Below are 26163 nucleotides of genomic sequence, written 5' to 3' on the forward strand. Positions count from 1 at the left end.
TACAGTTTTTTTTCACTTTATCCTTTAACCTTAATTCCTTTAACCTTGTTTCTAATAAACTATGAAATATTACATCATAACAGGTGAAGCTTCTGGTGATCTTCACGCCTCAAACTTAATGAAAGAGCTAAAGTATGAAGATACTCAAGCGCAGTTTAGGTTTTGGGGAGGTGACCTAATGCAAGCTCAAGGAGGTGAAATGGTGAAACATTATCGCGAAACGGCTTTTATGGGCTTTGTTACGGTACTGAAAAATCTGAAAACGATTCGTGCAAACTTCACGCTTTGTGAAACAGATCTTTTAGCTTTCGCTCCCGATGTATTAATTCTAGTTGATTATCCAGGTTTTAATTTGCGCATGGCAGCTTTTGCAAAGAAGCATGGTATTCGCGTACATTATTATATCTCACCCAAGATTTGGGCATGGAAAGAGTCGCGCGTGAAAAAGATTAAGGCTCACGTCGATCGTATGTTTACGATATTCCCTTTCGAAACCGAATTTTACAAAAAGCATAATTACGAGGTTAGCTTTGGTGGCAATCCTCTTTTGGATGCTATAGAGAATAGAGAAAATAAGGAGGAAAGCTTTGATCAATTTGTTGAGCGAAATAATTTACCTCAGAAACCCATTATTGCTCTTTTAGCGGGTAGTAGAAAGCAGGAAATAGAACGTATTCTTCCAGTTATGCTCAAGGTTGTAGATCGTTTCCCCGATTATCAGTTTGTTGTGGCTGCAGCACCTTCTATTACCAAGGAATTTTATGCATCAGTATCACAAAACAGTAAGTTAAGTTTTGTTTATGGACAAACTTACGATTTGTTGCAACAGTCTAAAGTGGCTTTGGTTGCTTCGGGAACTGCAACTCTCGAAACGGCTTTACTTCGTATTCCTCAAGTGGTCTGTTATAAAATGAGTGGGGGGAGTTTAGCCTACCGTTTGGGAAAAATGCTTTTGAATATCAAATACATCTCTTTGGTGAATTTGGTTGTGGACAAGTTTGTCGTGAAAGAGTTAATTCAGCAATACTGTAATCCTCAAATGATTGGTGACGAACTCGATTTGATTCTAAAAGATGAGGCTTATCGTTCTCAAATGTTAGCCAATTATGACGATTTAAGTCAGCATTTAGGTGGAGCAGGAGCTTCGGCCCGTTTTGCTAAGATGATATATGAGGATGTGAAAACCATCAAGGCTTAATTTTATTCTTTTATCAGTTTGCCACTAGCATCCTGATTATTAATTTGATCATATTTAACTTCAATTTCTTTGGGATTACCTTTATAATAAAGATCTCCTGACTTGTAGAAAGTGACATTTAGCTTATCCTCCACATAAATGTGGGCATTACCTAAACTGTTATGGGCGACATAGACTTCTTTTGAAATCAATTGGGAGGCCTGAACATTGCTACTACCATTTAATGTAAATGTGGTCGTTGGACATACTCCCGAAACAGCAAATGTTCCACCTACCGATCCATTTGTATAAAATTTAAGATGATTATAATTGATGTTTAAATTTATTTCATAAGTGCCTGTCGTCCCATAAATGTTGATAATTATTTCATCTCCATTTAATTGTTTAAGGCTACTGATATTTCCCGATGCATAAAGATCTATACTTTCAAGTATCGACAGGTGAATTTCCAAAGTAGGCATTTTAAAGTTTTTTGTCCAATTCATAAAGCTGTGATCGAGCCTAAGTATACCCGACAGTGATGAGTAGGACATTTCTTCTAGAATTGTTTCACCTCCTTTATAAATGATATAGCTTTCCGTGTCCTCTATAATTTCGATATTAAAAATATTATGAATTTCTACCTGAGTAAATCTATCGAGTTCAATCAGTGTTTCAATGGTATCTCCTTCATCACGAAAAGGGTTGATAAAATTGCATGAGCAAAGAATAATTAAGCATAGTATGTAGATGTATATTTTCATTTTCTTTTATTTTCGGTTGAAAGTGTAACCGATACCCATTTCAATAAAATCGGAGCTGCCGAGATACCCTTTTAGGCTCAAATTGGCTAAGAGGTGTTTACTGAATTTATATCTAAATCCTAATCTGTTGTAAAACGGATTGTTATCTGGTTTTGTATGATAAAGGGTGTAACAGCCTATATGTGTAATGAACGAAACCTTACTTATAACCAGTTCATGACTTAAAAATACGCCCTGAGATATTCGATCTTTGAAACTTGTTTTAGGCGTTCGGGTCCAGTAACCTCTGTCAACCGATTCATCGTAAAAAAGATCAATACCACCACCTATTCTTTGTCTAGAGTTAATTCCCTTTGCATAAGATAAATTGATAATTGAAACATAATAAGTATGTGGATCTTCTTCGTTTGTTTCTTTCCAAGCTTGATTAATAATGGCTATAAATTCATCTTTTAGGTTAGAGTAGGTTGTAGGCTTGGTAACTGTTTGTATCGATTTTCCAAACTTGTAATTAATTCCTATACTTCCTGTAATAATATTTAATCCATCGTTTGGGTGTTTTACTGAACCATTCGAAAAATGACTAAATACGATTCCTGAAATTAAATCAAAGTGTGATAAAGAATAGTTGGCTTCTAATCCCAATTTAATATGGGCATTGTATTTCGATCCAATGAGTTTGTTTGAATAGTTATACACCGGGTCAAAATATTTTGTCATTTTAGCGATTCCCATACCAACATCAGTATTAATCTGAAATTGCTTCCAGCTTTTTATTCCGAATTGAATAAAGGGGACTAGTGATCTTACTTCGCCTAAGGAAGAAGCATTTCCCAAAGTGCCCTGATAATAGCCAAGACCAATTTTTTTAACAGCAAATTGTTTTAACCATGGTTTTTGAGGGCTTGGATAATGAGCTAGTTTAAGTTCAAAAGCTGATATATTATCTTGAATTAAGTAATTGATATATTGATTTTTTGGAACAAAAAGTCCATGGTGATAATTGAGCCCAATAGAGAATCTTTCTCTAAGAGAGACATCTTGAGCCTGTAGTACGAAACTGAGGAGTAGTATGATGCATATAGATAGTGTAAATTTCATGGGTGATAAGCTCAAATATCGTTTATTTTAAGAGAGTCTATTTAAATTACACTTATTTTCAGGGATCTACAAGCTTGATTACATGAGAGGTAGATTTGCTGATGTACAAGTGCTTATTCATAATGTAAAATCTCAGAATTATTTTGCAAATTTGTAACGTACTCCAAAATTCCATTCATACATGCTTACATTATTATTGAAAGAATTTCGATCATTCTTTAATTCCATAAGTGGCTATCTAATCATCAGTATATTTCTACTGGCAACAGGTTTGTTTATTTGGGTGTTTCCTGGGAATTCAAATGTTTTGGATGGAGCTTACGCCAATTTGGATACTTTATTCGATATGGCTCCCTGGATTTATCTTTTTTTGATTCCAGCCTTGTGTATGCGTTTGTTTACTGACGAGAAAAAATCGGGAACTATTGAACTATTATTGACTCGACCTATTACTGATTTTAAGATTGTGCTTTCGAAGTTTTTCGCTGCACTTTTATTGGTCGTATTTTCCTTGCTTTTCTGTCTCATTTATTATTTATCAGTTTATTATTTAGGAAATCCTGTTGGAAGTATTGATGTGGGCGCTTTCTGGGGCTCATTTCTTGGCTTATTCTTTTTGGCAATTGCCTACGTGTCACTAGCTGTCTTCGCAGGTTCATTCACCGATAATCAAATTATTGCCTTCCTCTTATCTCTGATTCTGTGCTTTAGTTTTTATATGGGATTTGATTATTTATCTGATCTTCTTTTGTTTCAGGGATTCCAAACAGAGATCATCAATCTGGGAATTAGTGAACATTATCGTTCTTTATCCCGTGGGGTTATAGACTCCAGAGATGTTAGCTATTTTATAGGTTTGTCACTCGTTTTTCTGCTTGCAACACGAACTGTTCTGCAAAGTAGAAAGTGGTAATGGTGTGAAGGTTAAAGTGAAAAAGGATAAAGGAGGACCTGCAAGGTGAAAAGCTTTAAGACAGATAAGTGTTAGCTGTCTATCAATTTAATAATCTAGCAGTTTAGCAATCTAACAGTCTAACCATCTAGCATCTTTTAGAAACATTATTCAAGAATAAAGGTTGAAAACACTATAAGTATCATGCAAATAACAAATAAAAAGAAGAGTTTAGTTCAGTTATTCCTTTCAGTATTTCTTGTTCTGTTTGTATATCAGTTATTGCAAATATTTCATTTTCGTGTTGATCTCACTTCTGAGAAACGATTTACTTTATCTGATAATACCAAGCAACTTCTTTCTGAACTAGAAAAGCCTGTTTATTTTGAGATTTATCTTGATGGTGATCTACCACATGGTTTCAATAAACTGAAGAATGCCACGGTTGATTTAATTGAAGAATTTGAGTCTTATGCCCATGTTGAAATTACCTACAGCTTTGTAGATCCCAATTCAGTCCTTAACCCGAAGCAGAAGGATAAAAACTTGAGGGAATTATCAGAAAGGGGATTGAAACCAACGAGTATACAGGAAACAAGCCGTGATGGTAGCGTGAAACAAAAGGTGATTGTGCCAGGGCTTTTTGTGCACGATGGTAAGAAAGAAACGCCTATCAATTTATTGAAGTCCGTTACGGGCTTGTCTGCCGATCAGAATTTAAATCATTCTATTGAAAGTATTGAATACGAGCTTTCAATGGCCATTCGCCTGCTGAATCAAACCAAGGTGAAAGAGGTCGCTTTTTTTACCGGGCAAGGCGAATTAGGTGAGTATGAGGTTGCTGATTTTACAGCTTCACTTTTGCAACGCTATAAGGTGAGTCGTGCTACAGCTTACGAACTATCTAAAGACTATAAGCGTTTTGACTGTGTGATTGTTGCTCAGCCTCGAAATGAGTTTAGTGAAAAAGCGAAATACGCTCTCGATCAGTATATCATGAATGGTGGGAGAGTGATGTGGTTGATTGATGAAGTTGCTGCCTCGATGGATAGTATATCAGCCAAAGGCATGTCTATGGCATTTTATAAACCCTTGAATTTGGAGGATCAGTTATTCAAATATGGCGTTCGAATCAATCCGGATTTGGTTATGGATGTGCAATCTCAGTTAATACCGGTTCAATCAAGTACTGCTGGTCAGAATGGGAAATATGTGCCAGCACCCTGGTATTACTCACCACTATTGGCTCCACCTTCCAATCATCCTATCACTAGAAAATTGAATATGGTTCGTGTTGAGTTTGCCAATTCTATTGATAAGGTTGGTAAGGATCCTAATTTAAAGCACACCGTTTTACTTGCGAGTTCCGATCGAACACGACTGGAAAAAGTACCAACACCAATTCGACTTGATATTGTAGGTCAGAAAATGAGTGCAAAAGACTTTCCTGATGGCCCAAAGGTGATGTCTGTTTTGATTGAAGGTCAATTCCAATCCATATTTAAAAATAGAATTTGGGAGGGGATTGATAAGTCAACTTATAAATCAGAAAGTGAGCCGGGCAAAATGATTGTCATATCGGATGGAGATATCATTAAAAATAGAGTGAGAGGTGTTGGATCTAATATTCAAATGGAAGCTTTAGGTTACGATAGATATTCTCGAAAAACATACGGAAATCGCAATTTCTTGCTTAACTGTGTGGATTATTTATGCGATGATGAGGGTTGGATGAATCTAAGATCGAGAGAGGTAAAACTTCGTTTGATGGATAAGACGAAAATCAGAGAAAACAGACTTTTTTATCAGATTCTTAATCTTGGATTACCTATAGTTCTCCTTATATTATTTGCTCTGGTGTGGCATTTTATTCGTAAAAGGAGATATGCCAATTAATTCGATAGTATTGAATTTCTGAAGAGGGAAATATGTAATAAACTCTTGCGGAAAAATCAGATTCAAATAAATAAAATTCGTATATTCACCACTTGATATTTTTAACAACTCAGATAAATAAGTGAGTGTTGAAAAATAAAAATGAAAAAATAATAATTATATATATTGATAGATTAAATAAGCTTGATTAACAGAGAGTTTAGTCAGGGGATTTTTGTTTGTCATGTAAAAAACAAATTATAAACATATGAAATTTGTAGTATCAAGTACTGAGATTTTAGGACACATTCAAGCTATCAGTCGTGTTATTAGTAACAAAAACACGCTTCCAATTCTAGATAACTTTCTATTTGAATTGAAGAATGGTGAGCTTATAGCTACAGCTTCTGATTTGGAAACGACTTTAATTACAACAATTCCATTAGATGCTTCTGAAGGAGAGGGTGTCATTGCTCTTCCTGCAAAAATTTTAACTGATACTTTAAAAGAATTTCCTGAGCAACCATTAACTTTTGAAGTTGACCCTCAGACTTTAGCTGTGAAGTTAAGTACTGAGAATGGTAAGTTTAGCATTCCTGGACAAAACGGAGATGATTATCCTAAGAATCCTGAAAAGGAACAAGATAATATCGTAAATATTACTGTTGCTAGCGAGGTTTTATTAAAAGGTGTAAACAAGACTTTGTTCGCAACTGCTGATGATGAGCTTCGTCCGGTAATGAATGGTATTTTTATCGAATTAAATAACAACGACCTAACTTTCGTGGCATCTGATGCACATAAATTGGTTCGTTACAAGCGACTTGATGGTCGTTCTGAAGTTGAATCTTCATTTATTCTTCCAAAGAAGCCTGCATCATTATTACGTAATATTCTTCCAAAAGAGGTAAACCCAGTTTTGGTTGAATTTGATGATAAAAATGCATTCTTCACTTTATCTAACTATAAATTGATTTGTCGTTTAGTTGAAGGAAAATATCCAAGCTATGGATCAGTTATTCCAATGAATAATCCATTCAAATTGACTATCGATCGTGTTGAACTTTATAATACACTTAAGCGCGTTTCTGTATTCTCAAATCCTGCAAGTAACTTGATTAAGTTTGAGTTGAGTAATAACGAGTTGGTTGTTTCTGCACAGGATATCGATTTTTCTATCTCAGCTCGCGAAAAATTGATGTGTCAATACGAAGGTGAAGCCTTAGAGATTGGATTTAAATCTGTATTCCTTTTGGAAATTTTGCAGAATATTTCATCTGCTAATGTTGTGGTTGCACTTTCTGATCCAACGCGTGCAGGTTTATTCTTACCATACGATAACGATAATGCCGATGAGGACGTGTTAATGTTATTAATGCCAATGATGATTAACGTTTAATTTAAACGATAATATAATGTCTATAAAAACCTGATGAGAGTACCCTTTCATTAGGTTTTTTCTGTTTAAGATGAGATCTTTAGCTTGTAATTAGCTTAAAGAAAAAATATAAACTTCTTCAAAAGAATAAGTCAATATGAATTTGAATTTGAAAAACCCGATTGCATTCTTCGATTTAGAAACAACTGGGATTAATGTATCGAAAGATCGAATTGTTGAAATTGCTATTGTTAAGATTAGCCCAAATGGTAAAGAGGAAACCAAAACTTACCGCGTGAATCCAACGATTCCAATTCCTCCAGAAACGACTGCCATTCATGGTATTAGTGATGAGGATGTGAAGGATGAACCAACTTTTAAGGAAATTGGTAAAACAATTGCCAAATACATTGAAGGTTGCGATTTGGCTGGATATAATTCAAATCGATTTGATATTCCTCTTTTGGCTGAGGAGTTTTTAAGAGCTGACATTGATGTTGACATGAGGAAACGTAAGTTCGTTGATGTGCAAACCATTTTTCATAAAATGGAACAGCGTACTTTGACTGCAGCCTATAAATTCTATTGTGGGAAAGATCTTGAAGGTGCTCACGGTGCAGAGGCAGATACTTTAGCAACTTATGAGGTGTTGAAATCTCAATTGGACAAGTATGAGAATTTGGAGAATGATATTGATTATCTATCGAAGTTTTCTACTCAGAATAAGAATGCGGATTTTGCTGGCATGATTGTGTTTGATAAAAAAGGTGTTGAGACATTTAATTTTGGCAAGAATAAGGGCAAGGCTGTTGAAGATGTATTAAAAGAGCAACCTGGATATTATGGATGGATCATGAACAATGATTTTCCACTTTATACCAAGAAAGTTCTAACTGAAATTAAGCTTAGAAATTTTAATATGTAAGTCGTTTATTGGATAACGAATAAAAGTGATAAGAAATGAAGATTTTAGCTATAGGAAGAAACTATGTGGAGCATGCGAAAGAATTGAGTAACCCTGTGCCTACAGAGCCAGTGGTTTTCTCAATGCCTGATTCTGCACTTTTAAAAAGCAATAACGATTTTTACTACCCAGATTTCTCAAATGATATTCATCATGAAGTTGAAGTTGTGGTTAAAATTAATAGAGTAGGGAAGAATATTCCTATTGAATTTGCTCATCGTTACTACGAAGAGCTAGCTTTAGGAATTGACTTTACTGCTCGCGATATTCAAGCAGAATGCAAGAAAAAAGGCCTGCCATGGGAGAAAGCTAAAGCTTTTGATGGCGCTGCTCCTATTTCTAAATTCGTACCTAAAACTCAGTTCAAAGATGTAAATGCTCTGAACTTTAGTTTGAATATTAATGGTAAGAGAGTTCAAGTGGGAAACACATCTGATTTGATTTTCTCAATTGATTATCTGATTAGTTACCTATCGAAATATTTCACGCTAAAAATTGGTGATTTAATTTATACCGGAACACCTGAAGGGGTCGGTCCTGTTAAAATTGGTGATCATTTAGAAGGGGAGTTGGAGGGCGAAAAGCTACTCGATTTTCATGTTCGATAGACTTGATTTTATTAGAAACGAATTAAATTGATTTCATCTTCAGAGGATGTCTTCAGTTTGAATTAAAGATATTTAACCTTAATAGTGGCTTTAGATTGTTTCTAAAGCCACTGTTTTGTGAAGGCCTGATTCGATTAGGTTTTTAATCCCTATGGGTATGGTTTGGCTTTCTGAACAAGGTTTTGTGCCTTTGCATTTTCAGTGAAATGCTTTAAAGTATAGCAAACATGTGTATCTTTGGGATGATTTACAACTAAAAAAGTTATATGAATTATCAACATTGGGGCAAGCATCTTCGCCAAAGATTTGAAAAATTTGGTGACAAGACTGCCATGTGTTACAAGAATGAGACTAGTGGGGAATGGGTTGATGTTAGTTGGTGTGAATTTGGCATTCAAACCAGACAAGTTTCAAAGGCTCTTTTAAAATTAGGGATTGGCATACAGGAGAGTGTTGCTATATTTTCTCAAAACATGCCTGAGTGGATTGTTGCTGACCTTGCTATCATGAGTGTGCGTGGTGTAACCGTTCCTATATATCCAACGAATTCAACAACAGAAGCAAAATATATTCTTAAAGATGCTGCCGTTCAAGCCATCTTTGTTGGTGAACAAGAGCAGTATGATAGAACCATGGAGCTTATAAATGAATGCTCCGATATTAAAATGGTTATTGTTTTCGATAAGACTGTTAAAATAAGCGATCATCAGCAATCAATATATTGGGATGAGTTTATTGAGATGGGAAAAGCTTCACGTTTGGGAAAAGATTTTGATGCTCGATTCGAGACAGCAAGTCTGGATGATTTAGCTACGCTTATTTATACTTCGGGGACTACTGGTGAGCCTAAAGGTGTGATGATCGACCACAATAATATTACGGCCGTTCTTCGTTCTCATGATATTGAACTGAATTTGACTGATGATGAGGTTTCTCTTAGTTTCTTACCATTAAGCCATGTTTACGAGCGTGGTTGGACTTTCTTTTGTTTACATAGAGGCTTTAAGATTTATTTCAACCGTGACCCAAAGCAAATTGGTCCGACTATGAAAGAGGCTAGGCCAACCATAATGTGTACGGTGCCTCGTATTTACGAGAAAATATATTCAGCCATTCAGGATAAGAGTAATGAAGCTTCTGGTATCAAGTTGAAAATATTGAATTGGTCTTTAAAGATTGGAGAACTTCGCAATAATCAATACAAGCGTTTCGAGAAGAAAGTGCCTTTTGGATTAAAATTAAAATTCAAACTTGCCGATAAATTAGTATTGAGTAAGTTTCGCGATATTTTTGGAGGACGCATTAATTTCACACCTTGTGGAGGTGCGCCTTTATCAGCAGAAATTTTAGCATTTTTCCATTCTGTAGGTATGAATGTTAAAATGGGATATGGTCTTACAGAAACGATGGCAACTGTATGTCTTTATGGCGATACACACATCGATTTCAATACCACAGGTAAAACACTGAATGGTGTTGAGATTAAGATTGGTGATAACGATGAGATCTTAGTTAAGGGACCCGGCGTAATGCGAGGTTATTACAAAAAGCCAGAGGAGACTGCCAAAGTGATGAAAGATGGCTGGTTTTGCACAGGTGACGCAGGTCGAATTGATGAGAATGGAAATTTAAAGATCACCGATAGAATCAAAGATTTGATGAAAACTTCGGGAGGTAAATATATTGCTCCTCAGAAGTTGGAAACAACTTTAATAAACGATCAATTTATCGAACAGGTTGCCGTAATTGGTGATTGTCAGAAATATGTAACAGCTCTGGCTGTTCCTGCTTTTGAACCCTTAAGACAATATGCAAAAAAGCATAATATTTCTTTCGATTCTATTGAAGATTTAATTGCAAACTCCCAAATTGTAGAATTTTTTGAGAAGCGATTTGAAGATATGCAGAAGGAGTTTTCTCGATTTGAGAAAATCAAGAAGTTTACTCTTTTACCTAAGGAATTCTCAATGGAAGCCGGTGAAATTACTTCAACGCTTAAGCTAAAACGAAAAGTGATTCAAGAAAAGTACAAGCATCTTATCGAAAAAATGTATAAGGATTAGGACTTGAATTTAAGATATATGAAGCCGATGGAATATAATTCTATCGGCTTTTTTATTTTCGGTCATTTATGTTGTTAAAATCTGTTATTTCCGAAAAGGTTTTGCTCATGTTCTTTCCTTAAAATCAAAAAACTTATACCTTTAGGACTCTTAAAAATAGATCTTCAATTTATTGATTCTCTTTTTAAGATCTGAAACTTATATAAATACTTAAAACACAATAATAATGAGCAAAGAAATTTTAAGCTTGGAACCTAAAGCAATTTGGGAAAACTTTTATTCACTAACTCAAATTCCTCGTCCATCTAAGCACGAAGATGCCATTCAGGCATTTATGGTAAAATTTGGTGAAGACTTAGGTCTTGAGACGATCAAAGATGAAGTAGGAAACATCATTATTAAGAAGCCAGCTACTCCAGGAATGGAAGATAGAATGGGTGTTATCATGCAAGGTCACCTTGATATGGTTCCTCAGAAGAATTCTGATACTGATCATGATTTTGAAAAAGATCCTATCGAAACTTATGTAGATGGTGAGTGGTTGACAGCTAACGGAACGACTCTTGGTGCTGATAATGGTATGGGTGTTGCTGCTGCAATGGCTGTTCTTCAAGCTACTGATTTGGTACATGGTCCTGTTGAGGCTTTATTTACATCTGATGAGGAAACTGGAATGACTGGAGCTTTTGGTCTTAAAGCTGGTGTTCTTGATGGTGATATTCTTTTGAATATGGACTCAGAGGACGAAGGTGAATTATATGTTGGATGTGCTGGTGGTATTGATGCTAACATTACTTTCAAAAATAAATTAACTGAAACACCTAAGAAAACTGTTGCTTTCAAGTTGAACATGAAAGGTCTTAAAGGTGGTCACTCAGGAATGGAAATTATTTTAGGAAGAGGCAACTCAAACAAATTGTTATTCCGTTTCTTGAAGCATGCGACTAAAAACTTCGGCTTACGTATTTCTTCTGTTGATGGTGGTTCATTACGTAATGCTATTCCACGTGAGTCTTTTGCTGTTGTTGTAGTTCCTGAGAAGCATGTTGATGCTTGTGCTGCATCATTGAAAGAGTACGAAGAGATTTTCAAAGCAGAGCTAAGTGGTGTTGAGCCAGATCTAACTTTCTTTGCAGAGCCATGTGATTTGCCTAAGTTGGTAATGAAGGGTAAACTTCAGAACCGATTAATTGATGCAATTTATGCTTGTCCTAACGGCGTTATTCGTATGAGTGATGCAATGCCTGGTTTGGTTGAGACTTCAAACAACCTTGCTCGTGTATATAGCGACGATAAAAAAATCATGATTCAGACTTTGATGCGTTCTTCAGTGAACTCTGCGAAAGAAGATTTGGGTGAAATGATTTCTTCAGTATTTACTTTAGCAGGTGCTAAGATTGTATTAGAAGGTGAGTATCCAGGTTGGAAGCCAAATATGGATTCTCCAATTTTGAAAACCATGCAAAACGTTTATAACGAGAAGTATGGTAAGATTCCTGAGATCAAAGCGATTCACGCTGGATTAGAGTGTGGTTTGTTAGGTGCTAATTACCCACATTGGGATATGATTTCATTCGGCCCAACAATTCGTTTCCCTCACTCTCCAGATGAGAAAGTGAAGATCGATACCGTTCAGAAATTCTGGGATTTCACGGTTGAAACTCTTAAAAATATTCCTTCGAAGAACTAATTGCTTCGTGATATATAATCATACAGCCCGGCTTCACAGTCGGGCTGTTTTTGTTTAAACACTACATGGATAACCTGACAGGTTAAATAAATAAGACGCAAGTAAACCTGTCAGGTTTTTTAGAGGGGGTAGAAAACTCCCGTAAGCACTTCGAAGTTACCTGCAGGCAGTAAAACACATTTTGAGGGTATCTAAAAAACATCCTTTAGGCACTTCTGAAGTTCAAAGAGTATGAAAATAAGTGACTGCGCGCACTTAAAAAGGTACCTGGGGTATGTAAAAGAGTTCAAGCAGTATGAAAATAAGTGACTGCTTGCACTTAAAAAGATACAAGGGGTATGTAAAAAACATCTCACAGGATGTAAAAGAGTTCAAGCAGTATGAAAATAAGTGACTGCTTGCACTTAAAAAGATACCCTCTGAAATTCAGGAATCGCTGTTTGTCCCATAAAAGATACGATTGAAATGATGAAACTGATTTACTTCATCATTTCAATGGTCTCAGTCTTTAGCATCTCTTATTGTTTCATCAGTTTAGTTATCTAGTTACCGCCCTGATATTTCAATGCTAAACGAAGGACTTAATTGTTAATTGTCAGTGTGATATGGCTTGTATGTTATTTACAAACAGAGCTTGTTTCGATTTACTATTAACGAAATAGTTATGCATCATTCAAATTCCCTCGAAACCTCTTTAAAAGAAGATAGAACATTAAATAAAAAAATATTCCAAGCCCCGAAGCTACAATCAACGATCCTAAAGCAAATTGTAAATAATTCTCGCCTAATTTACTTAGATTCATTAAGTCAGGAATATCCTCCTGGAATTCTCCATGTAAAAGGAGAGCTCCAGTCTGATAACCAGCAATAACAATAAGAGGAATTAATGGTGGTACACTGCTGATATTGACAGTAATTAAAGTAAGAACCTTGTTTAATTTTAATAGCAATGCTAATGATATTGCAAGCACTGTTTGAAAACCCCAAGCTGGAGAAAATGCAAGAAATATACCTAAGGCTAATGATAAGGCGATTGTTGTATTTGTATTTTCAGCGCATCTAATTTCACTAACAATTGCCTTTTTTACTTTTTCTAACTTTAATCGTCTCAAAATGGTTTGATAGCTCATTCTTTTCATTCTTTATCAAAACCACATAATTTTGATACTTGTTTAAAACTACTTATCTATCTCATCATTTTGATCGTTTCAGCCTCAAGTGTCAGATAACTTCCCATCAGGTTGGCGGTCATACAGGAATGAATAGGTAGAATACCAATAAGGTCACCCACTTTGTATTCATTGAATAATGCTTCGTTGCATTTAATAATACCATGTTCTTGCGATAGGCTTGCCAAAAATCCACCTCCTCTTATGGGACTCCATCCATCTGGATTGATGTCGACTAAAGAACCAAAAAGTTTGGTGCCTTCATCGTCAGCCTCAAGATATTCTTTTGAGAAGTGAACACCACCTCCATAAATTACAATCTCATTTCTATCAGCATGTTTAGCGATGATAGGACAAGCCATTGCTACTGCAATTTCATTTTCTTCACACGATCCCAAAACGAATTGCATCATATCATAAAAGGCAAAGTTACCAGGACGAATTTCGTCGATTCCAAAAAACTCGTCGCTGATGCTACAAGCAGGTGTATCACCTAGTGAAACCTCCAGATCAGGAAACTGAGATCTGAAAACATCCTTAAGTTCGTTTAAATCGAGAACCGTTTTTTTGTGATACTTGTGAATTTCTTCAGCATCACTAGCCTTATAGTTGTGACCTGAGTGCGCAAGAAAACCTTTGAATTCAAGGCGGGTGGAGGCTTTTATATAATCGAGTAAATTTTGAATGCTTTTAGTATCGTCAGCAGCAATACCTGTGCGATGGTAGCCTGTGTCTATCTTGATATAAGCGTTTACCTTGTTGTTTAGCTCAGCTTCAAGATGATGAATACTTTCTGCGGATTCAACTAAAATATTGAGCTTGATTTTTCCAGCTAATTCGTCAACGATATCCATCTCTCTTAAGTTGACTGGCATGGCAACCGTAATATCTTCCCATTTATTGTCAGCAAAATACTGAGCCATTTTTAGAGAGGATACTGCAATTTTGTTGACACCCAGCTCACGAAACCATTCTGCAACTTCAGCCGATTGATGTGTTTTAAAATGTGGACGAAAGCTTAGGTTGCATCTTTTAGCTCGATCGAGCATATTTTCGATATTGCTGATACATTTTTTCTTATCTAGTAAAAGTGTCGGTTGTTTGATGTGTATTCTGATATCCATGGCTTATTAAAAAATTGTTTTACTCGATATCATGCATAAGCTTATTAAAGAGTAACTTTATGTGTGTTTTATAGTGACAATGAGTTATTTGGATTTAAATCTCAATTCTCATGTTTAAAATCTATTGATTTAGTTCATTTTATTTTGAATGCCTTTAAGCATCTCATTCTTCAAATTAAGAACTTTCTCAGAAACTCCAACTTTATAAATATGAGGACTGATAAAACGTTTGTGTTCATCAGGCAGCTGAGCAAATCGCTTTTTCAAGTAAGCATTTATCTCATTTGGGCTTTGTTCTTCAATTAAGATGTTGCCATTATCCATAACCAGATGATTCAAGGTTTCAGCTGTGCAATCTTTCAGTTCTGTTGTTTTGTGCGAATGAAAAGGGTGGTAGATTTGATCAGCCTTCTCTTCTTCAACAAGTAAAATGGCATCCCGAAAGAACATCCCATCTTGATCGAGGTAGCGGACAACCTTTTTCTTTCCGGGCAGGGTCATTTTTTCAACGTTCTCAGAGACTTTAAGACAGGGGTTATCGTTGTTTTCAACCAGCTTGTAAACGCCATCAAGAGCGCCCGTATCATTCCCAGTTACCAATTCCGTACCTACGCCGTAGCCATCAATTCTGGCACCTTGTTCATTCAAACTTTTAATGACGTATTCGTTCAATTGGTTCGATGCAAATATTTGAACATAAGACAAATCAGCTTTGTCCAGCATCTCACGTCCTTTCTTACTTAAATAAGCTAAGTCGCCACTATCTAAACGAATACCGACGAGTTTATGACCTTTCTTTTCTAACTCTTTTGCTATAAGAATCGCATTGGGTATTCCTGATTTTAGTGTATTGTAGGTGTCTACAAGCAAAACTGTGGTGTCAGGATTTATCTCGGCATACTGGCGAAATGCATTTATTTCTTTCTCGAAGCTCTGAACCCAGGCATGAGCTTGCGTTCCACTCACAGGAATACCATAATTAAACGCAGCATAGACATTCGATGTAGAATTAGCTCCACCAATAATGGCAGCTCTACTGGCGTGAATTCCACCCAAACCCTGAGCTCTGCGTAATCCAAAATCGGCAAAAGTTTTATCACCAATAACCGAACGAATACGACAGGCTTTAGTCGCAATTAATGATTGAAAATTGAGATAATTCAAAAGCATTGTTTCAATCAATAAACATTCAATCATATTGCCTTCAACTCGTATAATTGGCTCGTATGGAAAAGCGATCTCTCCCTCTTTCATGCTAAATATCTTCCCTTTAAATCTGAAATCTTTCAAATACGCTAAGAATTCATCTCTTAAACCAGCTTGTTTAAGAAAAGCAAGGTTTTCTTTGTTGTATGAGAATTTGGATAAAATACTGAGAAGATCTTGTAAACCTGCAAAAACAATATAACCTCCCTTATAAGGGTTGGTTCTAAAGAAATAATCGAATGTGCTTGTTTCATTTTGTTTGCCACTGTAAAAGTAGGCTTGAGCCATAGTGAGCTCATAAAAATCGGTATACAGTCCTGTGTTTTGAGTCAGTGTTTGCATCTTTTTAGTCTAAATAAGTCAGACACCAAAGATAGGGACAAAGTTTGAAGGATGGCTAGCTGGAGATCTTAAAGTACGAGTAATACATCAATATGTTATTTGAAACTTATTCACAATTCGAGAAAAGTCAAGTTTAATAGGTTTGTGTCAACAGGCAATCTAATAGCTTGTTATGTCAGGATTATAGTTTTCTACTGACTACGGTGAACCTAAAACATAAAGCTCAGTTTTGCTTGTCTCAGTATAAATCTTAATTTAGCGTCCGCTAAAACAATAACTTAAACGAAATAAAAATTTAAAAACATGGCTATAACTCAAGCAGCTAGTCTCTCAATTCGAGACAGCAAAAGTGCAAGATGGTTCGTTTTGCTGACGGTTTCCTTCTTGATGCTTACAGGATATTTCTTTACAGATATCATGTCTCCTTTACAGGGAATGTTACGTGACCAAATGGGATGGTCTAACTCATCTTATGGAACTTTTGCTGGTTCATATTCTGTATTAAACGTATTCTGTTTAATGCTTATTTTTGGAGGTATTATTCTTGATAAAGCGGGTATTCGTTTCACAGGTACCTTCTTTGTTGGTATTATGATTGTTGGAGCTTTCTTCAACTATTATGCCATGACAGATACTTTTAATAATGGAGGTCTTGGATATGATTTTCTAAATTCTTTCTTAACTGACTACCAGCCTTCCTTAAAAATGGCTATGATTGGCTATGCTTTATTCGGAGTGGGTGTTGAGATTGCTGGTATCACTGTATCTCGTATCATTGTAAAATGGTTTAAAGGAAAAGAGATGGCATTGGCAATGGGTCTTGAAATGGCTTGTGCTCGTGGTGGTATGCTTATCGCATTCTCTGCTTCTCCTTGGATGACAGGTGCTGATAAAATCATTTCACGTCCTTTAGCATTTGGAGTAATTCTTTTAATTATCGGTTTGTTGGCATACTTTGTTCATAACATGATGGATAAGAGATTGGATGCTGAGGTTGCTGCTGATACAAGTATTGAAGCTTCTGAAGAAGAATTCAAGGCTTCTGATGTATTCTTGTTGTTCAAGAATCCTGGCTTTATTCTTATTTCTTTGCTTTGCGTATTATTCTACTCTGCAATTTTCCCATTCACAAAATTTGCTCCAGACTTAATGGTTCAAAAATATGGTTTCCCAGTAGAATTGTCAGGAATGATTGTAGGACTGCTTCCTATTGGAACTATGGTTCTAACGCCAATCTTTGGTGCTTTCATGGATAAAAAAGGAAAATCAGCAAGTATCATGATCTTGGGATCTTTATTATTGATCTTCTCTCACGTTATTTTTGCTTTCTTGCCAGGTAATACAGCTTTTGCATTTACTGCTATGGTTGTTCTTGGTTTTGCATTTTCTTTTGTACCAGCTGCTATGTGGCCTTCAGTACCAAAGATTATTCCGGAATCACGTTTAGGTTCTGCTTATGCAATGATCTTTATGATTCAGAACGTTGGTCTAATGTTATTCCCAATGCTTTTAGGGGCTGTCTTGGATTCTGCAAACGAAGGACTAGCTGAAGGAGCTGCTCTAAACTATACTGAGCCAATGATGTTAATGGTAGGTTGTGGTATAGCCGCTTTATTAGTTGCTTTCAGATTAAGAGCTGTAGATAAGAAAAGAGGATATGGTCTAGACCTTCCAAACATTCAGGAGTAATTCTGATATTTATTTGATATAAGAAAAGCCATCCTTCGGGATGGCTTTTTTCGTAAGCTGCTGTATATGACAAAATACAGGTTTGTTTTTCTGAGCATTAATCTTAATTTAGTAAATTCTAAACCCAAAAAAATAATACTAACCCAAAAATTATTGTAATGACAGATGCTATTAAAAAGACATTGAGAGATAGTGCAGGCGCTCGTTGGTTTGTGTTAATTCTCGTATCGGTTTCCATGCTTATTGCATATACCTTTATGGAAGTGCTTTCTCCGCTTCAAACACTTATTCAAAGTACCTACGGATGGAGTGGTACTGATTGGGGACTTGTAACTGGTGCACAAGGCTACTTAAATGTATTTGCATTTATGCTGATCTTTGCCGGGATTATTCTCGACAAAATGGGTATTAGATTTACCGCAGTTGGATCTGGTTTGGTAATGATTATGGGTGCTATTGTAAAATATTACGCATTTGCTCATAATTTTGAAATGGGATCTACAATAATAGGAATCGATGCTAGAGTGTTTGTTTCAGCAGCTGGATTTGCCATATTTTGTGTAGGTGCCGAAGGTGCTGGTATTACTGTTTCAAGAATCATCGTAAAATGGTTTAAAGGACGTGAAATGGCACTTGCAATGGGTACTGAGATGGCCTTAGCTCGTTTAGGTTCATTCCTTGCTTTATTCGGATCTCCTCGTATAGCTGATGCATTTAGTATTCCAACGGCTGTATTAGTTGGAACGCTTGCTTTGTGTATTGCATTAATCCTGTTCATTGTTTATTGCGTAATGGATGTGAGATTGGATAAGCAAATTGAAGATGAAGCTGAGGAGGAAGAACCATTCAAAATTGCGGATCTTGGTGTGATTATAAAAAGTAAAGGATTCTGGTATATTGCTATTCTGTGCTTGTTATTCTATTCTGCCGTTTTCCCATTCTACAAGTTTTCTTCAGGCTTAATGGTCAACAAGTTTGGAGTTGATCCTTCTACAGCTGGTGATATTCCTTCTATCTTACCATTTGGGACGATTCTTTTAACTCCCTTATTTGGATATATTTACGATAAATATGGTAAAGGTGCTTCCATAATGATTCTTGGAGCTGTACTGCTTGTGATTGTACATACCATATTCTACATACCTGCGCTGACAGCAACATGGGTTGCAATTTTTGCAGTTGTTTTACTAGGAATTGCTTTCTCATTAGTTCCTTCAGCCATGTGGCCATCGGTTCCAAAAATTATTCCTGAAAAGCAATTAGGATCAGCTTATGCTCTTATTTTTTATGTGCAGAATATTGGTCTAATGCTAGTTCCTATTTTATTGGGTGTTGTTTTGGATAAAACGAATCCAGGTGTTAACGAAAAAACTGAAAATGCAATTGCTATTTTCAGAGCAGAGGGTGTGCCTGCAAACGAAATTTCGGCAAAAGTTCAGATGCTTAGAGAAGCTGGTGATATCCCAATGTTCGATTATTCATCAACTTGGATCGTATTTGTAGGATTAACAATTCTTGCAACTGTCTTTGCTTTCTTGTTGAAAGCTGAAGACCGCAAAAAAGGTTATGGCCTTGAACTTCCCAATATTCAGAAGTAATTTTGATATACAAGCTAAATATGAAAGGCCATCCCTCGGGATGGCTTTTTCTATTTTGTGATTTTCTTATTTTAGATTCTCGATTCCATTTCACTGATGGCTAGTGTTCCAGCAACCACTGAAATAATAGCTGCAAAGCTAGAGAAGGAAACGCCACAGAAAGGAATTATAAGGCAAAGGGAAAATACGAAACCATTGGCAATTACAATGCCCTTATTTTCTCTCATAAACTGAACACTCTGTTTTAAGTTTAGCTTTTTACGTTCTAGTGCGTAATCCATAAATGAAAAGCCATAGAAGTAGGCTGAAATAAAGAAAAGTATGATGGCTGCAAACCAACCTATTATGGGAATAAAACTCAATACAAACATCAGAATAGTTAATACGAGCTCAATGCTGAAATTTCGTAAAGCAATTATAATTCCCCTAAGCACATCTTTTAACAGCTGTAAAAAGCTAAAAGGGTAGTCTAGGCCTGTTTTTATCTTCTCGGTTCTCTCTGATAAATATGAGAAAATTGGTGACATCAGAATAATGATGATATAACCGCCTAAATAGGCAAAGAGAAGAAAAAACATAATTTTAAAGGTGAGCCATACAAAGGCATCCATAATGGTTTTTAGAACGCCCGAACCCCAAAAATCGGCTTGCTTTAAATGTAATTGGCTTTCTAAATACATTTTTGATGTATCAGAAAAATGATTAACTATATCCCAACCAAACCAAAATAAGAGAATATTAAATGCAAGAGGGAATAAGAAAAACCAAGCGAGTTTCTTTTTAAAAATAAAACTAAGAGCTTCGGAGTAAGTACGAAGTCCGAAGCCAAAATCTTTGAAAAAATTCATATAAATAATATTAAAATAGAGATGTGTGGCTTTTATAATAAATGTAAGTCCAATAAATGATTTAAATTTAACAACTTGCTGGTATATTTCGAATATTGAAAGGGAAAAACACAAGAACTTTATTACTTAGAATCATTTTGAATTGGACTTGAATTATCTCATCTTTGTTTTACAAAAATATAGATGATGATAAAATTATTGACCCAAATTATACGTGATCGAAATTTCGTTTTAATACTTGCCGTTCTATTAGGCTTGACCATAGGTGATTGGGCTGAATTCTTGAAAACTTACACCTTCTACATTCTTGCTGTTGTGATGATTTTCTCGACTACAGGCTTAAGCACAAAAGCATTGTTCCCCTTAAAGAAAATGATTCAACCTCTTTTGTTGGGTTCAGTCCTCAATTACTTTGTTTTTGGGACAGTTATTATTAGTCTGGCCTATTTTATGATGCCAACTCCTGAGTTGTTTCTTGGCTTCGTCGTGATAGCTGCAACACCACCAGGATTGGCTGTCATTCCTTTTTCTCATATTCTTGAAGGAGATATTAAATATGGGATAGTTGGTGTTCTGGGTGCTTTTATCAGTTCTATATTTTTGGCACCAGCCATAGTTGGTCTTTTAAGTAATGTTGATGGTGGTATTGACTCAAGCATGCTTTTTATGACTATGATTAAACTTGTTTTGATCCCTATGATAATTTCACGATTTCTACTTTGGGAACCTATTAAACCAACGGTTGAAAAGGTAAGAGGAAAAATTGTCGACTGGGGGTTTGCCTTATTGATTTTTACCGCTGTCGGTTTAAATAGACAGGTGTTTTTCTCAAATTTTGAAGTGCTTTTTTTGGTCGCTTTAGTCTTATTTCTTAGTATATTTGGATTAGGCTGGAGCTATGAATTTATCGCTGCTCGACTAGGTGTTAAAAAAGAAATTGCAATGACGCAAAATTTACTCCTCACGATTAAGAGTTCAGGATTTGCTGTTGTTACCGCTTTAACTCTATTTGGTAAAGAAGCTGCTATTCCTTCTGCGGTTATGGCAATATTCGTGCTATTGTATCTTCTATATCTTTCATTTAGAATGGCGTATAGAAAAAAGGTGGCAAAGGGTAAAGGATAGGTCAGTTATACTGCTCCCGAGAATCGGGAATAAAGACAATAAAGTTTTATTAATGATTTGATCGTAAATCATTAATTACTAATCATTAATTATATAGGGTTGAAACTCACTTTCTTAGGTACAGGAACTTCTCAGGGGATTCCCATTATAGCTTGTAAATGTCCCGTTTGTTTATCTACTGATAAAAAAGATAAGCGATTGAGAACATCTGCTATGGTCGAGGTTGATGGGCAAAACATTGTAATCGATAGTGGACCTGATTTTCGATATCAAATGCTGAGAGCTCAGATTGAGAAACTTGATGCGATTCTATTTACTCACGAACACAAAGATCATACAGCAGGACTGGATGATGTACGAGCTTTTAATTGGGTAAATAAGAAAGCTGTTGATATTTACGCTGAAGAGCGCGTTCAAGCTTCATTAAAACAAGAATTTGCATACGTATTTGCAGAGTTCCGTTATCCTGGTATCCCTCAACTAAAGCTTTGGACTGTCGAAAATAAGACCTTTTATATTAATGGAACTGAAATCGTACCTATTCGCGCAAAGCATTTTAAATTACCGGTTTATGGTTATCGGATAGATGGCTTAGCCTATATCACTGATGCGAATTATATTTCGGATAAAGAAAAAGAAAAACTGCAAGGATTAAAAGTTCTTGTCCTTAATGCTTTGAGAAAGGAAAAACATCTGTCGCATTTTACACTCGCTGAAGCTCTGGCTTTAATTGAAGAGTTGAAGCCTGAGAAGGCTTATTTAACTCACTTTAGTCACCAGTTGGGCTTTCATGAGGAGATTTCAAAAGAGCTACCGGAAAATGTTTTTATGGCCTATGATGGACTTAAAATAGAAATTTATTAGAAGGATAATAAAGTAAAAAGACCTCAAATGTTTAACTTGAGGTCTTTCTGTATGTTTATTCTTTTAGCTCATAGCCATCGAATTTGCCTTTCTTAATGGCAGGTATGCCATCAACCATCCAAGCAGGAGCAGCTTCTCCTTTTAGGTAGTGATCGAAAAATTGCATCATTCTTATGGATAAATCCATACGATTCGCACGACCTTTTAAGTTGTGAGCTTCGTTATTATATGAAAGCATCCAGCAGGGCTTTTGTAATCGACGCATGGCTACAAAAAATTCAATTCCTTGATACCAGGGCACGGCACCATCATGATCGTTATGCATGATTAAAAGTGGCGTTTTGATCTTTGGGATTGAGAAAATGGGTGAATTTTCGATATAATCCAAAGGCTTTTCCCAAAGCGTTCCACCAATTCGACTCTGTGTATGTTCGTATTGGAACATTCTACTACGACCACTTTCCCAACGAATGCCTCCGTAAGCCGAAGTCATATTACTGACTGGAGCACCAGACATGGCACATTTATATAGATTGGTTTTTGTGACCAAGTGTCCAATTTGATAACCACCCCAGCTTTGCCCTTGTAAGGCAATATTCTGCTTGTCGATAAAATCAAAACGATCCATCATTGCCAATGTTCCAGTAACGATTGAACTGTAAGCACTCTCGCCAGGGTGTCCAACCTTTGGATAAGTGATATCTGGCATGAAAATCAGGTAATCATTACTCACGCAGTAAGTCGGGTTAATGATAGACCAATTGGGTTGAGGGACATAGTGCTTATGTAAACGATCACTTACTCTTTCGTAGAAATAGACCAGCATTGGGTATTTCTTGTTGGGATCAAAATTCTCAGGTTTATAGAACATGCCTTGTAATTTTTCTCCATCTCCATTAATCCAGTCAACAAGTTCAACATTTCCCCATAGAATATTTTTTTGCTGAGGATTTGCATCAGAAACCTGCTTTTCATTTTTAAAACTTGAATCGCTTATCCAAAGGTTCGGATAGTCAACAAATGTTGAACGTTTCCAAACCAATCGATCCGCTTTTTTAGCTTTGATAGGGTCAGAATAGCTGACATCTTCGAAACGGATTTGTTTAAGCGACGTCCCATTTGTCAATTGATAGAAACCTGACTTTTTATTGAACTCTCCGAAAGCTTTCAAAAATAAAGTCTGATTTAAATCTATTGTTTGTTCTTCTTTATCGAGTTTAACGTAGCTAAAACGGATGTTTTCTTTACGACCTAATCCCTCTGTAAGGTTTGTCGCTTTCTCTTTTCCTTTGGGGTCAATTTTCCAGATATCGTAGCGATCCTGGATTAGGATATATTTGTCACCCTCAGTCCAGCCCACGATGCCGTATGGCCTTGGATCACTTGGTGTATCGTGAGTCTCAGAGTAAAAGTTGAAAGGTATATCAGCGCTTAGTTGACGAGCTTTTTTGTTTGCAATATTGTAAGCATTCCAAGTGCTATCGGCCGTTTCGTACCAGTATAAGAACTTTTGAGATGGTGAAATTTCAACTTTAGCATTTTTCTTAGTCAATACGAGTTCTGATTGTCCCGTCTTTGTATTCACCAAATAATAATCTTTGAACCAATCGTTCCACGACTCTTCCATTTGATATGGCAAAGAAGAACTACCTAAAGCTAAACCTGCATTACCATGGTTGTAAAGTTTAATTTGAGGTAGACTTTTATCAGCAAGTTGATTGATTGTTTTCTTCTTTGTATTATAAACTGCTAAATAAGTTCTCTCCAGCTCTTTTTTAAGATTTACTTTTTGTTCTGACTGAAGCAGAGGATCTTTCCAGCTCCAAACATCGAGTTTATATTTTTCAGTATCTAAAAGTGTATCCTTTTTTTCTTTTTCATCTTTTGGAGCAATTCCAAAATACAGATTTTTACCATCTCTGGAAAAATTCAATTCGCTGTTCTTATTCACACACCAACCTTGGGCAAAATCAGTGTTCTCTGAATCTAAAATCATTTTAGACTGCTTCAACTTTGTATCGAAGTATTGCAAATTATATTCTTTCTGATTAGTTGTGTCTGCTGAAAATATAAAAGCTAGTTGGTCTCCATTTGAAGTAATACTCAGTTTCTTGGCTAGTCCTAAATTCTGAAAAACAAGATTTGATTTCTTGTCTTCGAAATTCAGGATTAAAACTTTAGCTTCAGAAAGACTATCCTGGCTTTGTGTGATGAATGATACTGCTTGTCCATTTCGAGCGATCGTGTAATCACTCACATTTGAAAAGGAAATCGTTTCGTTAGTCAGCAGATTTTTGAGTATTAAATCGCCAACTTCAGGTTTGTCTTTTCCTGATTTCTTCTTCTTTTTTTTTGCCTTTGGGGCATTTTTAGTTGTGTCCTGGGCAACTTCCTTAGTCTCTAATAAAAAGGCCATCCATTCATCATTATCAACGGCTGTTTTGTAGGATTTTAAGTTGGCGTATTTCTCTAGTTTATGGCTCGACAAGTTAAAAGTGGCCAAAGAGTCTTTAGGTAAATCCTTCGATTTCACCTTTTTGAGTTTGGCTTGTCTGATCGTATCAAACTGAGCTTTAATCTTAAATATTATATTTTTTGAATCTTCTGAGAATTGGGCATCGTATCCTCTAGGGAAGGAATCTAATTTAGCTTTTGAATGCTGATAAAGATAAAGGTAACCATTACCTTTTTGAGGATTGATTTCGTAGCTAAGCCAATCTCCATTATTTGATATTGTGTGACTTTTGATGTTTTTCCATCCGTCGTAATCGCTATGGTTCAAAGCTCTTTTATTAGTTTGAGCCATACTCATCGATAGAAATAAGCTTGCAATTACGGTGAACAATAATTTTTTCATTAGTTGAGTTGTTTTTGGTTGTTGTTGTGTTCGCATAAAAAAATGCAAAGGCTAGCAGCCTTTGCATTTGTAAATGTTTGAAATTGAGTTTTAGTCGATATCCAAATTATCAATTTTCTCAAGAAGTTCATGAGTTGATTTTAGCAAATCATCGTAAATCAATTTAAAATGAGATTTAATGTCGGCCTTCTTATCTACTTTTTGATTGATACGTGCAATATAGTTATTGCGAGCATCAGCTGCCTCATTCATTATGTTGTAAACTTCATCTGAATTTCTTTTTCCAAAGAATTCTAAATGAATAATACTTCGCATGAAGATTTCGTTGGTTAAGAAATTCACATCTTTTTTAAAGTTTCTTCTACTGGCCATATTTTAAAATTTAGTTTTATTACTAGGATAAGCCTGAGCTTAGAAATTAAGCTATTGGGCAATTGTTTACAAATATACACCAAATTATAAGTATTTCTTATAATCTTGATCTTCTTCAAAAGTGTGGTGTTTAATCCAGTCAGCAAGGAATTCCAATATTTTTTCGGATAATTCCTTATTTTCATCTAAAACTTCTTTAGAAAAACGAGTAATCCTACGAATAAAGAAACGATGTTCAAATTTGCGATCTTCCAAATTAGGATGTTTTCTGTTAGCCAATATAGCTTCTTCTTTAGAAAAATGTAATTCACTCTATGTCTTTAAATCGAATAACGTTTTTTTATATAAACTCTTGGTTCACATCTATATTTTTAATTTAAAGGTTCAGTATATCAAAGAGTTTCTGATGTTGTTCGTCAATAATAGGATGATCTAAGCTTAGGTAAGGAGTCCATTT

The 26163-nt window shown here is 35.7% G+C and carries 20 protein-coding genes and 1 pseudogene; 12 read left to right on the forward strand and 9 right to left on the reverse strand.

Annotated features, from left to right (window positions below; genetic code table 11):
• Nucleotides 1–61 precede the first annotated feature (61 nt).
• Nucleotides 62–1198: a lipid-A-disaccharide synthase gene (lpxB, locus tag DWB61_RS03530; RefSeq protein WP_125029508.1), complete on the forward strand. Its 1137-nt coding sequence runs from the start codon at nucleotides 62–64 to the stop codon at nucleotides 1196–1198.
• 2 nt (nucleotides 1199–1200) lie between these two features.
• On the opposite strand, the gene DWB61_RS03535 is transcribed toward lpxB, so the two are convergent.
• A complete protein-coding gene (locus DWB61_RS03535; protein ID WP_125029509.1) occupies nucleotides 1201–1941 on the reverse strand; it encodes a GIN domain-containing protein in 741 nt (246 codons plus the stop codon).
• A 6-nt stretch (nucleotides 1942–1947) separates the two neighbouring features.
• A complete protein-coding gene (locus DWB61_RS03540; RefSeq protein WP_125029510.1) occupies nucleotides 1948–3042 on the reverse strand; it encodes an acyloxyacyl hydrolase in 1095 nt (364 codons plus the stop codon).
• A 181-nt stretch (nucleotides 3043–3223) separates the two neighbouring features.
• On the opposite strand from DWB61_RS03540, the gene gldF reads away from it, so the two are divergent.
• From gldF to DWB61_RS03575, 7 genes are all read left to right on the forward strand, one after another.
• Nucleotides 3224–3955 carry a gliding motility-associated ABC transporter permease subunit GldF gene (gene gldF, locus DWB61_RS03545; protein ID WP_125029511.1) on the forward strand — a complete coding sequence of 244 codons (732 nt, stop codon included), beginning with the start codon at nucleotides 3224–3226 and terminating at the stop codon, nucleotides 3953–3955.
• Between the two features lie 183 nt (nucleotides 3956–4138).
• Nucleotides 4139–5830, forward strand: a complete 1692-nt coding sequence (gldG, locus tag DWB61_RS03550) for a gliding motility-associated ABC transporter substrate-binding protein GldG (RefSeq protein WP_125029512.1) — start codon at nucleotides 4139–4141, stop codon at nucleotides 5828–5830.
• Nucleotides 5831–6077: 247 nt separating this feature from the next.
• Nucleotides 6078–7208, forward strand: a complete 1131-nt coding sequence (dnaN, locus tag DWB61_RS03555; protein WP_125029513.1) for a DNA polymerase III subunit beta — start codon at nucleotides 6078–6080, stop codon at nucleotides 7206–7208.
• Nucleotides 7209–7344: 136 nt separating this feature from the next.
• Nucleotides 7345–8112 (forward strand): 3'-5' exonuclease, encoded by a 768-nt coding sequence (locus tag DWB61_RS03560; RefSeq protein ID WP_125029514.1) that lies wholly within the window; start codon nucleotides 7345–7347, stop codon nucleotides 8110–8112.
• Between the two features lie 35 nt (nucleotides 8113–8147).
• A complete protein-coding gene (locus tag DWB61_RS03565; RefSeq protein WP_125029515.1) occupies nucleotides 8148–8759 on the forward strand; it encodes a fumarylacetoacetate hydrolase family protein in 612 nt (203 codons plus the stop codon).
• 266 nt (nucleotides 8760–9025) lie between these two features.
• Nucleotides 9026–10822, forward strand: coding sequence for an AMP-dependent synthetase/ligase (locus tag DWB61_RS03570; RefSeq protein ID WP_125029516.1), 1797 nt, complete (start codon nucleotides 9026–9028; stop codon nucleotides 10820–10822).
• A 226-nt stretch (nucleotides 10823–11048) separates the two neighbouring features.
• Complete coding sequence (locus DWB61_RS03575) at nucleotides 11049–12512, forward strand: aminoacyl-histidine dipeptidase (RefSeq protein ID WP_125029517.1); 1464 nt, start codon at nucleotides 11049–11051, stop codon at nucleotides 12510–12512.
• Between the two features lie 662 nt (nucleotides 12513–13174).
• Here the strand turns inward: DWB61_RS03575 and DWB61_RS03580 are convergent.
• The 3 genes from DWB61_RS03580 to DWB61_RS03590 form a co-directional block, all read right to left on the reverse strand.
• Entirely contained in the window at nucleotides 13175–13642 is a 468-nt protein-coding gene (locus DWB61_RS03580; RefSeq protein ID WP_158614362.1) for a DUF2062 domain-containing protein, read from the reverse strand.
• Nucleotides 13643–13698: 56 nt separating this feature from the next.
• Nucleotides 13699–14805: an alanine racemase gene (locus DWB61_RS03585; RefSeq protein ID WP_125029519.1), complete on the reverse strand. Its 1107-nt coding sequence runs from the start codon at nucleotides 14803–14805 to the stop codon at nucleotides 13699–13701.
• A gap of 129 nt (nucleotides 14806–14934) precedes the next feature.
• Nucleotides 14935–16353, reverse strand: coding sequence for a nicotinate phosphoribosyltransferase (locus DWB61_RS03590; RefSeq protein ID WP_125029520.1), 1419 nt, complete (start codon nucleotides 16351–16353; stop codon nucleotides 14935–14937).
• A gap of 303 nt (nucleotides 16354–16656) precedes the next feature.
• Between DWB61_RS03590 and DWB61_RS03595 the strand changes: the two genes are divergently transcribed.
• Both DWB61_RS03595 and DWB61_RS03600 read left to right on the forward strand, forming a co-directional pair.
• Nucleotides 16657–18042, forward strand: coding sequence for an MFS transporter (locus DWB61_RS03595; protein ID WP_125029521.1), 1386 nt, complete (start codon nucleotides 16657–16659; stop codon nucleotides 18040–18042).
• Between the two features lie 158 nt (nucleotides 18043–18200).
• Nucleotides 18201–19640: an MFS transporter gene (locus DWB61_RS03600; RefSeq protein ID WP_125029522.1), complete on the forward strand. Its 1440-nt coding sequence runs from the start codon at nucleotides 18201–18203 to the stop codon at nucleotides 19638–19640.
• 71 nt (nucleotides 19641–19711) lie between these two features.
• On the opposite strand, the gene DWB61_RS03605 is transcribed toward DWB61_RS03600, so the two are convergent.
• On the reverse strand, nucleotides 19712–20488 hold the full coding sequence (locus tag DWB61_RS03605) for an EI24 domain-containing protein (RefSeq protein WP_125029523.1): 777 nt from the start codon (nucleotides 20486–20488) through the stop codon (nucleotides 19712–19714).
• 186 nt (nucleotides 20489–20674) lie between these two features.
• Here DWB61_RS03605 and DWB61_RS03610 point away from each other — a divergent pair, with 186 nt between their 5' ends.
• Both DWB61_RS03610 and DWB61_RS03615 read left to right on the forward strand, forming a co-directional pair.
• Nucleotides 20675–21613 carry a bile acid:sodium symporter family protein gene (locus tag DWB61_RS03610; protein ID WP_158614363.1) on the forward strand — a complete coding sequence of 313 codons (939 nt, stop codon included), beginning with the start codon at nucleotides 20675–20677 and terminating at the stop codon, nucleotides 21611–21613.
• 99 nt (nucleotides 21614–21712) lie between these two features.
• Complete coding sequence (locus tag DWB61_RS03615; RefSeq protein WP_125029525.1) at nucleotides 21713–22477, forward strand: MBL fold metallo-hydrolase; 765 nt, start codon at nucleotides 21713–21715, stop codon at nucleotides 22475–22477.
• 55 nt (nucleotides 22478–22532) lie between these two features.
• Here the strand turns inward: DWB61_RS03615 and DWB61_RS03620 are convergent, their stop codons facing one another.
• The 3 genes and pseudogenes from DWB61_RS03620 to DWB61_RS03630 form a co-directional block, all read right to left on the reverse strand.
• Nucleotides 22533–25334 carry an alpha/beta hydrolase family protein gene (locus DWB61_RS03620; RefSeq protein ID WP_158614364.1) on the reverse strand — a complete coding sequence of 934 codons (2802 nt, stop codon included), beginning with the start codon at nucleotides 25332–25334 and terminating at the stop codon, nucleotides 22533–22535.
• A gap of 90 nt (nucleotides 25335–25424) precedes the next feature.
• Nucleotides 25425–25706 (reverse strand): hypothetical protein, encoded by a 282-nt coding sequence (locus tag DWB61_RS03625; RefSeq protein WP_125029527.1) that lies wholly within the window; start codon nucleotides 25704–25706, stop codon nucleotides 25425–25427.
• A gap of 84 nt (nucleotides 25707–25790) precedes the next feature.
• Nucleotides 25791–26003: pseudogene (locus DWB61_RS03630) on the reverse strand (hypothetical protein); the annotation flags it as partial.
• Nucleotides 26004–26163 lie beyond the last annotated feature (160 nt).

The sequence above is a fragment of the Ancylomarina euxina genome, from assembly GCF_003863355.1.
Taxonomy (GTDB): domain Bacteria; phylum Bacteroidota; class Bacteroidia; order Bacteroidales; family Marinifilaceae; genus Ancylomarina; species Ancylomarina euxinus.

Bases quoted from the DNA above. Each gene is read 5' to 3' on its own strand.
- DWB61_RS03610 (WP_158614363.1), top strand. From the start codon at position 20,675: ATGATAAAATTATTGACCCAAATTATACGTGATCGAAATTTCGTTTTA.
- DWB61_RS03605 (WP_125029523.1), bottom strand. From the start codon at position 20,488: ATGAATTTTTTCAAAGATTTTGGCTTCGGACTTCGTACTTACTCCGAA.
- DWB61_RS03590 (WP_125029520.1), bottom strand. From the start codon at position 16,353: ATGCAAACACTGACTCAAAACACAGGACTGTATACCGATTTTTATGAG.
- DWB61_RS03560 (WP_125029514.1), top strand. From the start codon at position 7,345: ATGAATTTGAATTTGAAAAACCCGATTGCATTCTTCGATTTAGAAACA.
- DWB61_RS03600 (WP_125029522.1), top strand. From the start codon at position 18,201: ATGACAGATGCTATTAAAAAGACATTGAGAGATAGTGCAGGCGCTCGT.
- DWB61_RS03580 (WP_158614362.1), bottom strand. From the start codon at position 13,642: ATGAGCTATCAAACCATTTTGAGACGATTAAAGTTAGAAAAAGTAAAA.
- DWB61_RS03620 (WP_158614364.1), bottom strand. From the start codon at position 25,334: ATGAAAAAATTATTGTTCACCGTAATTGCAAGCTTATTTCTATCGATG.
- DWB61_RS03570 (WP_125029516.1), top strand. From the start codon at position 9,026: ATGAATTATCAACATTGGGGCAAGCATCTTCGCCAAAGATTTGAAAAA.
- DWB61_RS03585 (WP_125029519.1), bottom strand. From the start codon at position 14,805: ATGGATATCAGAATACACATCAAACAACCGACACTTTTACTAGATAAG.
- DWB61_RS03565 (WP_125029515.1), top strand. From the start codon at position 8,148: ATGAAGATTTTAGCTATAGGAAGAAACTATGTGGAGCATGCGAAAGAA.
- DWB61_RS03535 (WP_125029509.1), bottom strand. From the start codon at position 1,941: ATGAAAATATACATCTACATACTATGCTTAATTATTCTTTGCTCATGC.
- lpxB (WP_125029508.1), top strand. From the start codon at position 62: ATGAAATATTACATCATAACAGGTGAAGCTTCTGGTGATCTTCACGCC.
- DWB61_RS03575 (WP_125029517.1), top strand. From the start codon at position 11,049: ATGAGCAAAGAAATTTTAAGCTTGGAACCTAAAGCAATTTGGGAAAAC.
- gldG (WP_125029512.1), top strand. From the start codon at position 4,139: ATGCAAATAACAAATAAAAAGAAGAGTTTAGTTCAGTTATTCCTTTCA.
- DWB61_RS03625 (WP_125029527.1), bottom strand. From the start codon at position 25,706: ATGGCCAGTAGAAGAAACTTTAAAAAAGATGTGAATTTCTTAACCAAC.
- dnaN (WP_125029513.1), top strand. From the start codon at position 6,078: ATGAAATTTGTAGTATCAAGTACTGAGATTTTAGGACACATTCAAGCT.
- gldF (WP_125029511.1), top strand. From the start codon at position 3,224: ATGCTTACATTATTATTGAAAGAATTTCGATCATTCTTTAATTCCATA.
- DWB61_RS03540 (WP_125029510.1), bottom strand. From the start codon at position 3,042: ATGAAATTTACACTATCTATATGCATCATACTACTCCTCAGTTTCGTA.
- DWB61_RS03595 (WP_125029521.1), top strand. From the start codon at position 16,657: ATGGCTATAACTCAAGCAGCTAGTCTCTCAATTCGAGACAGCAAAAGT.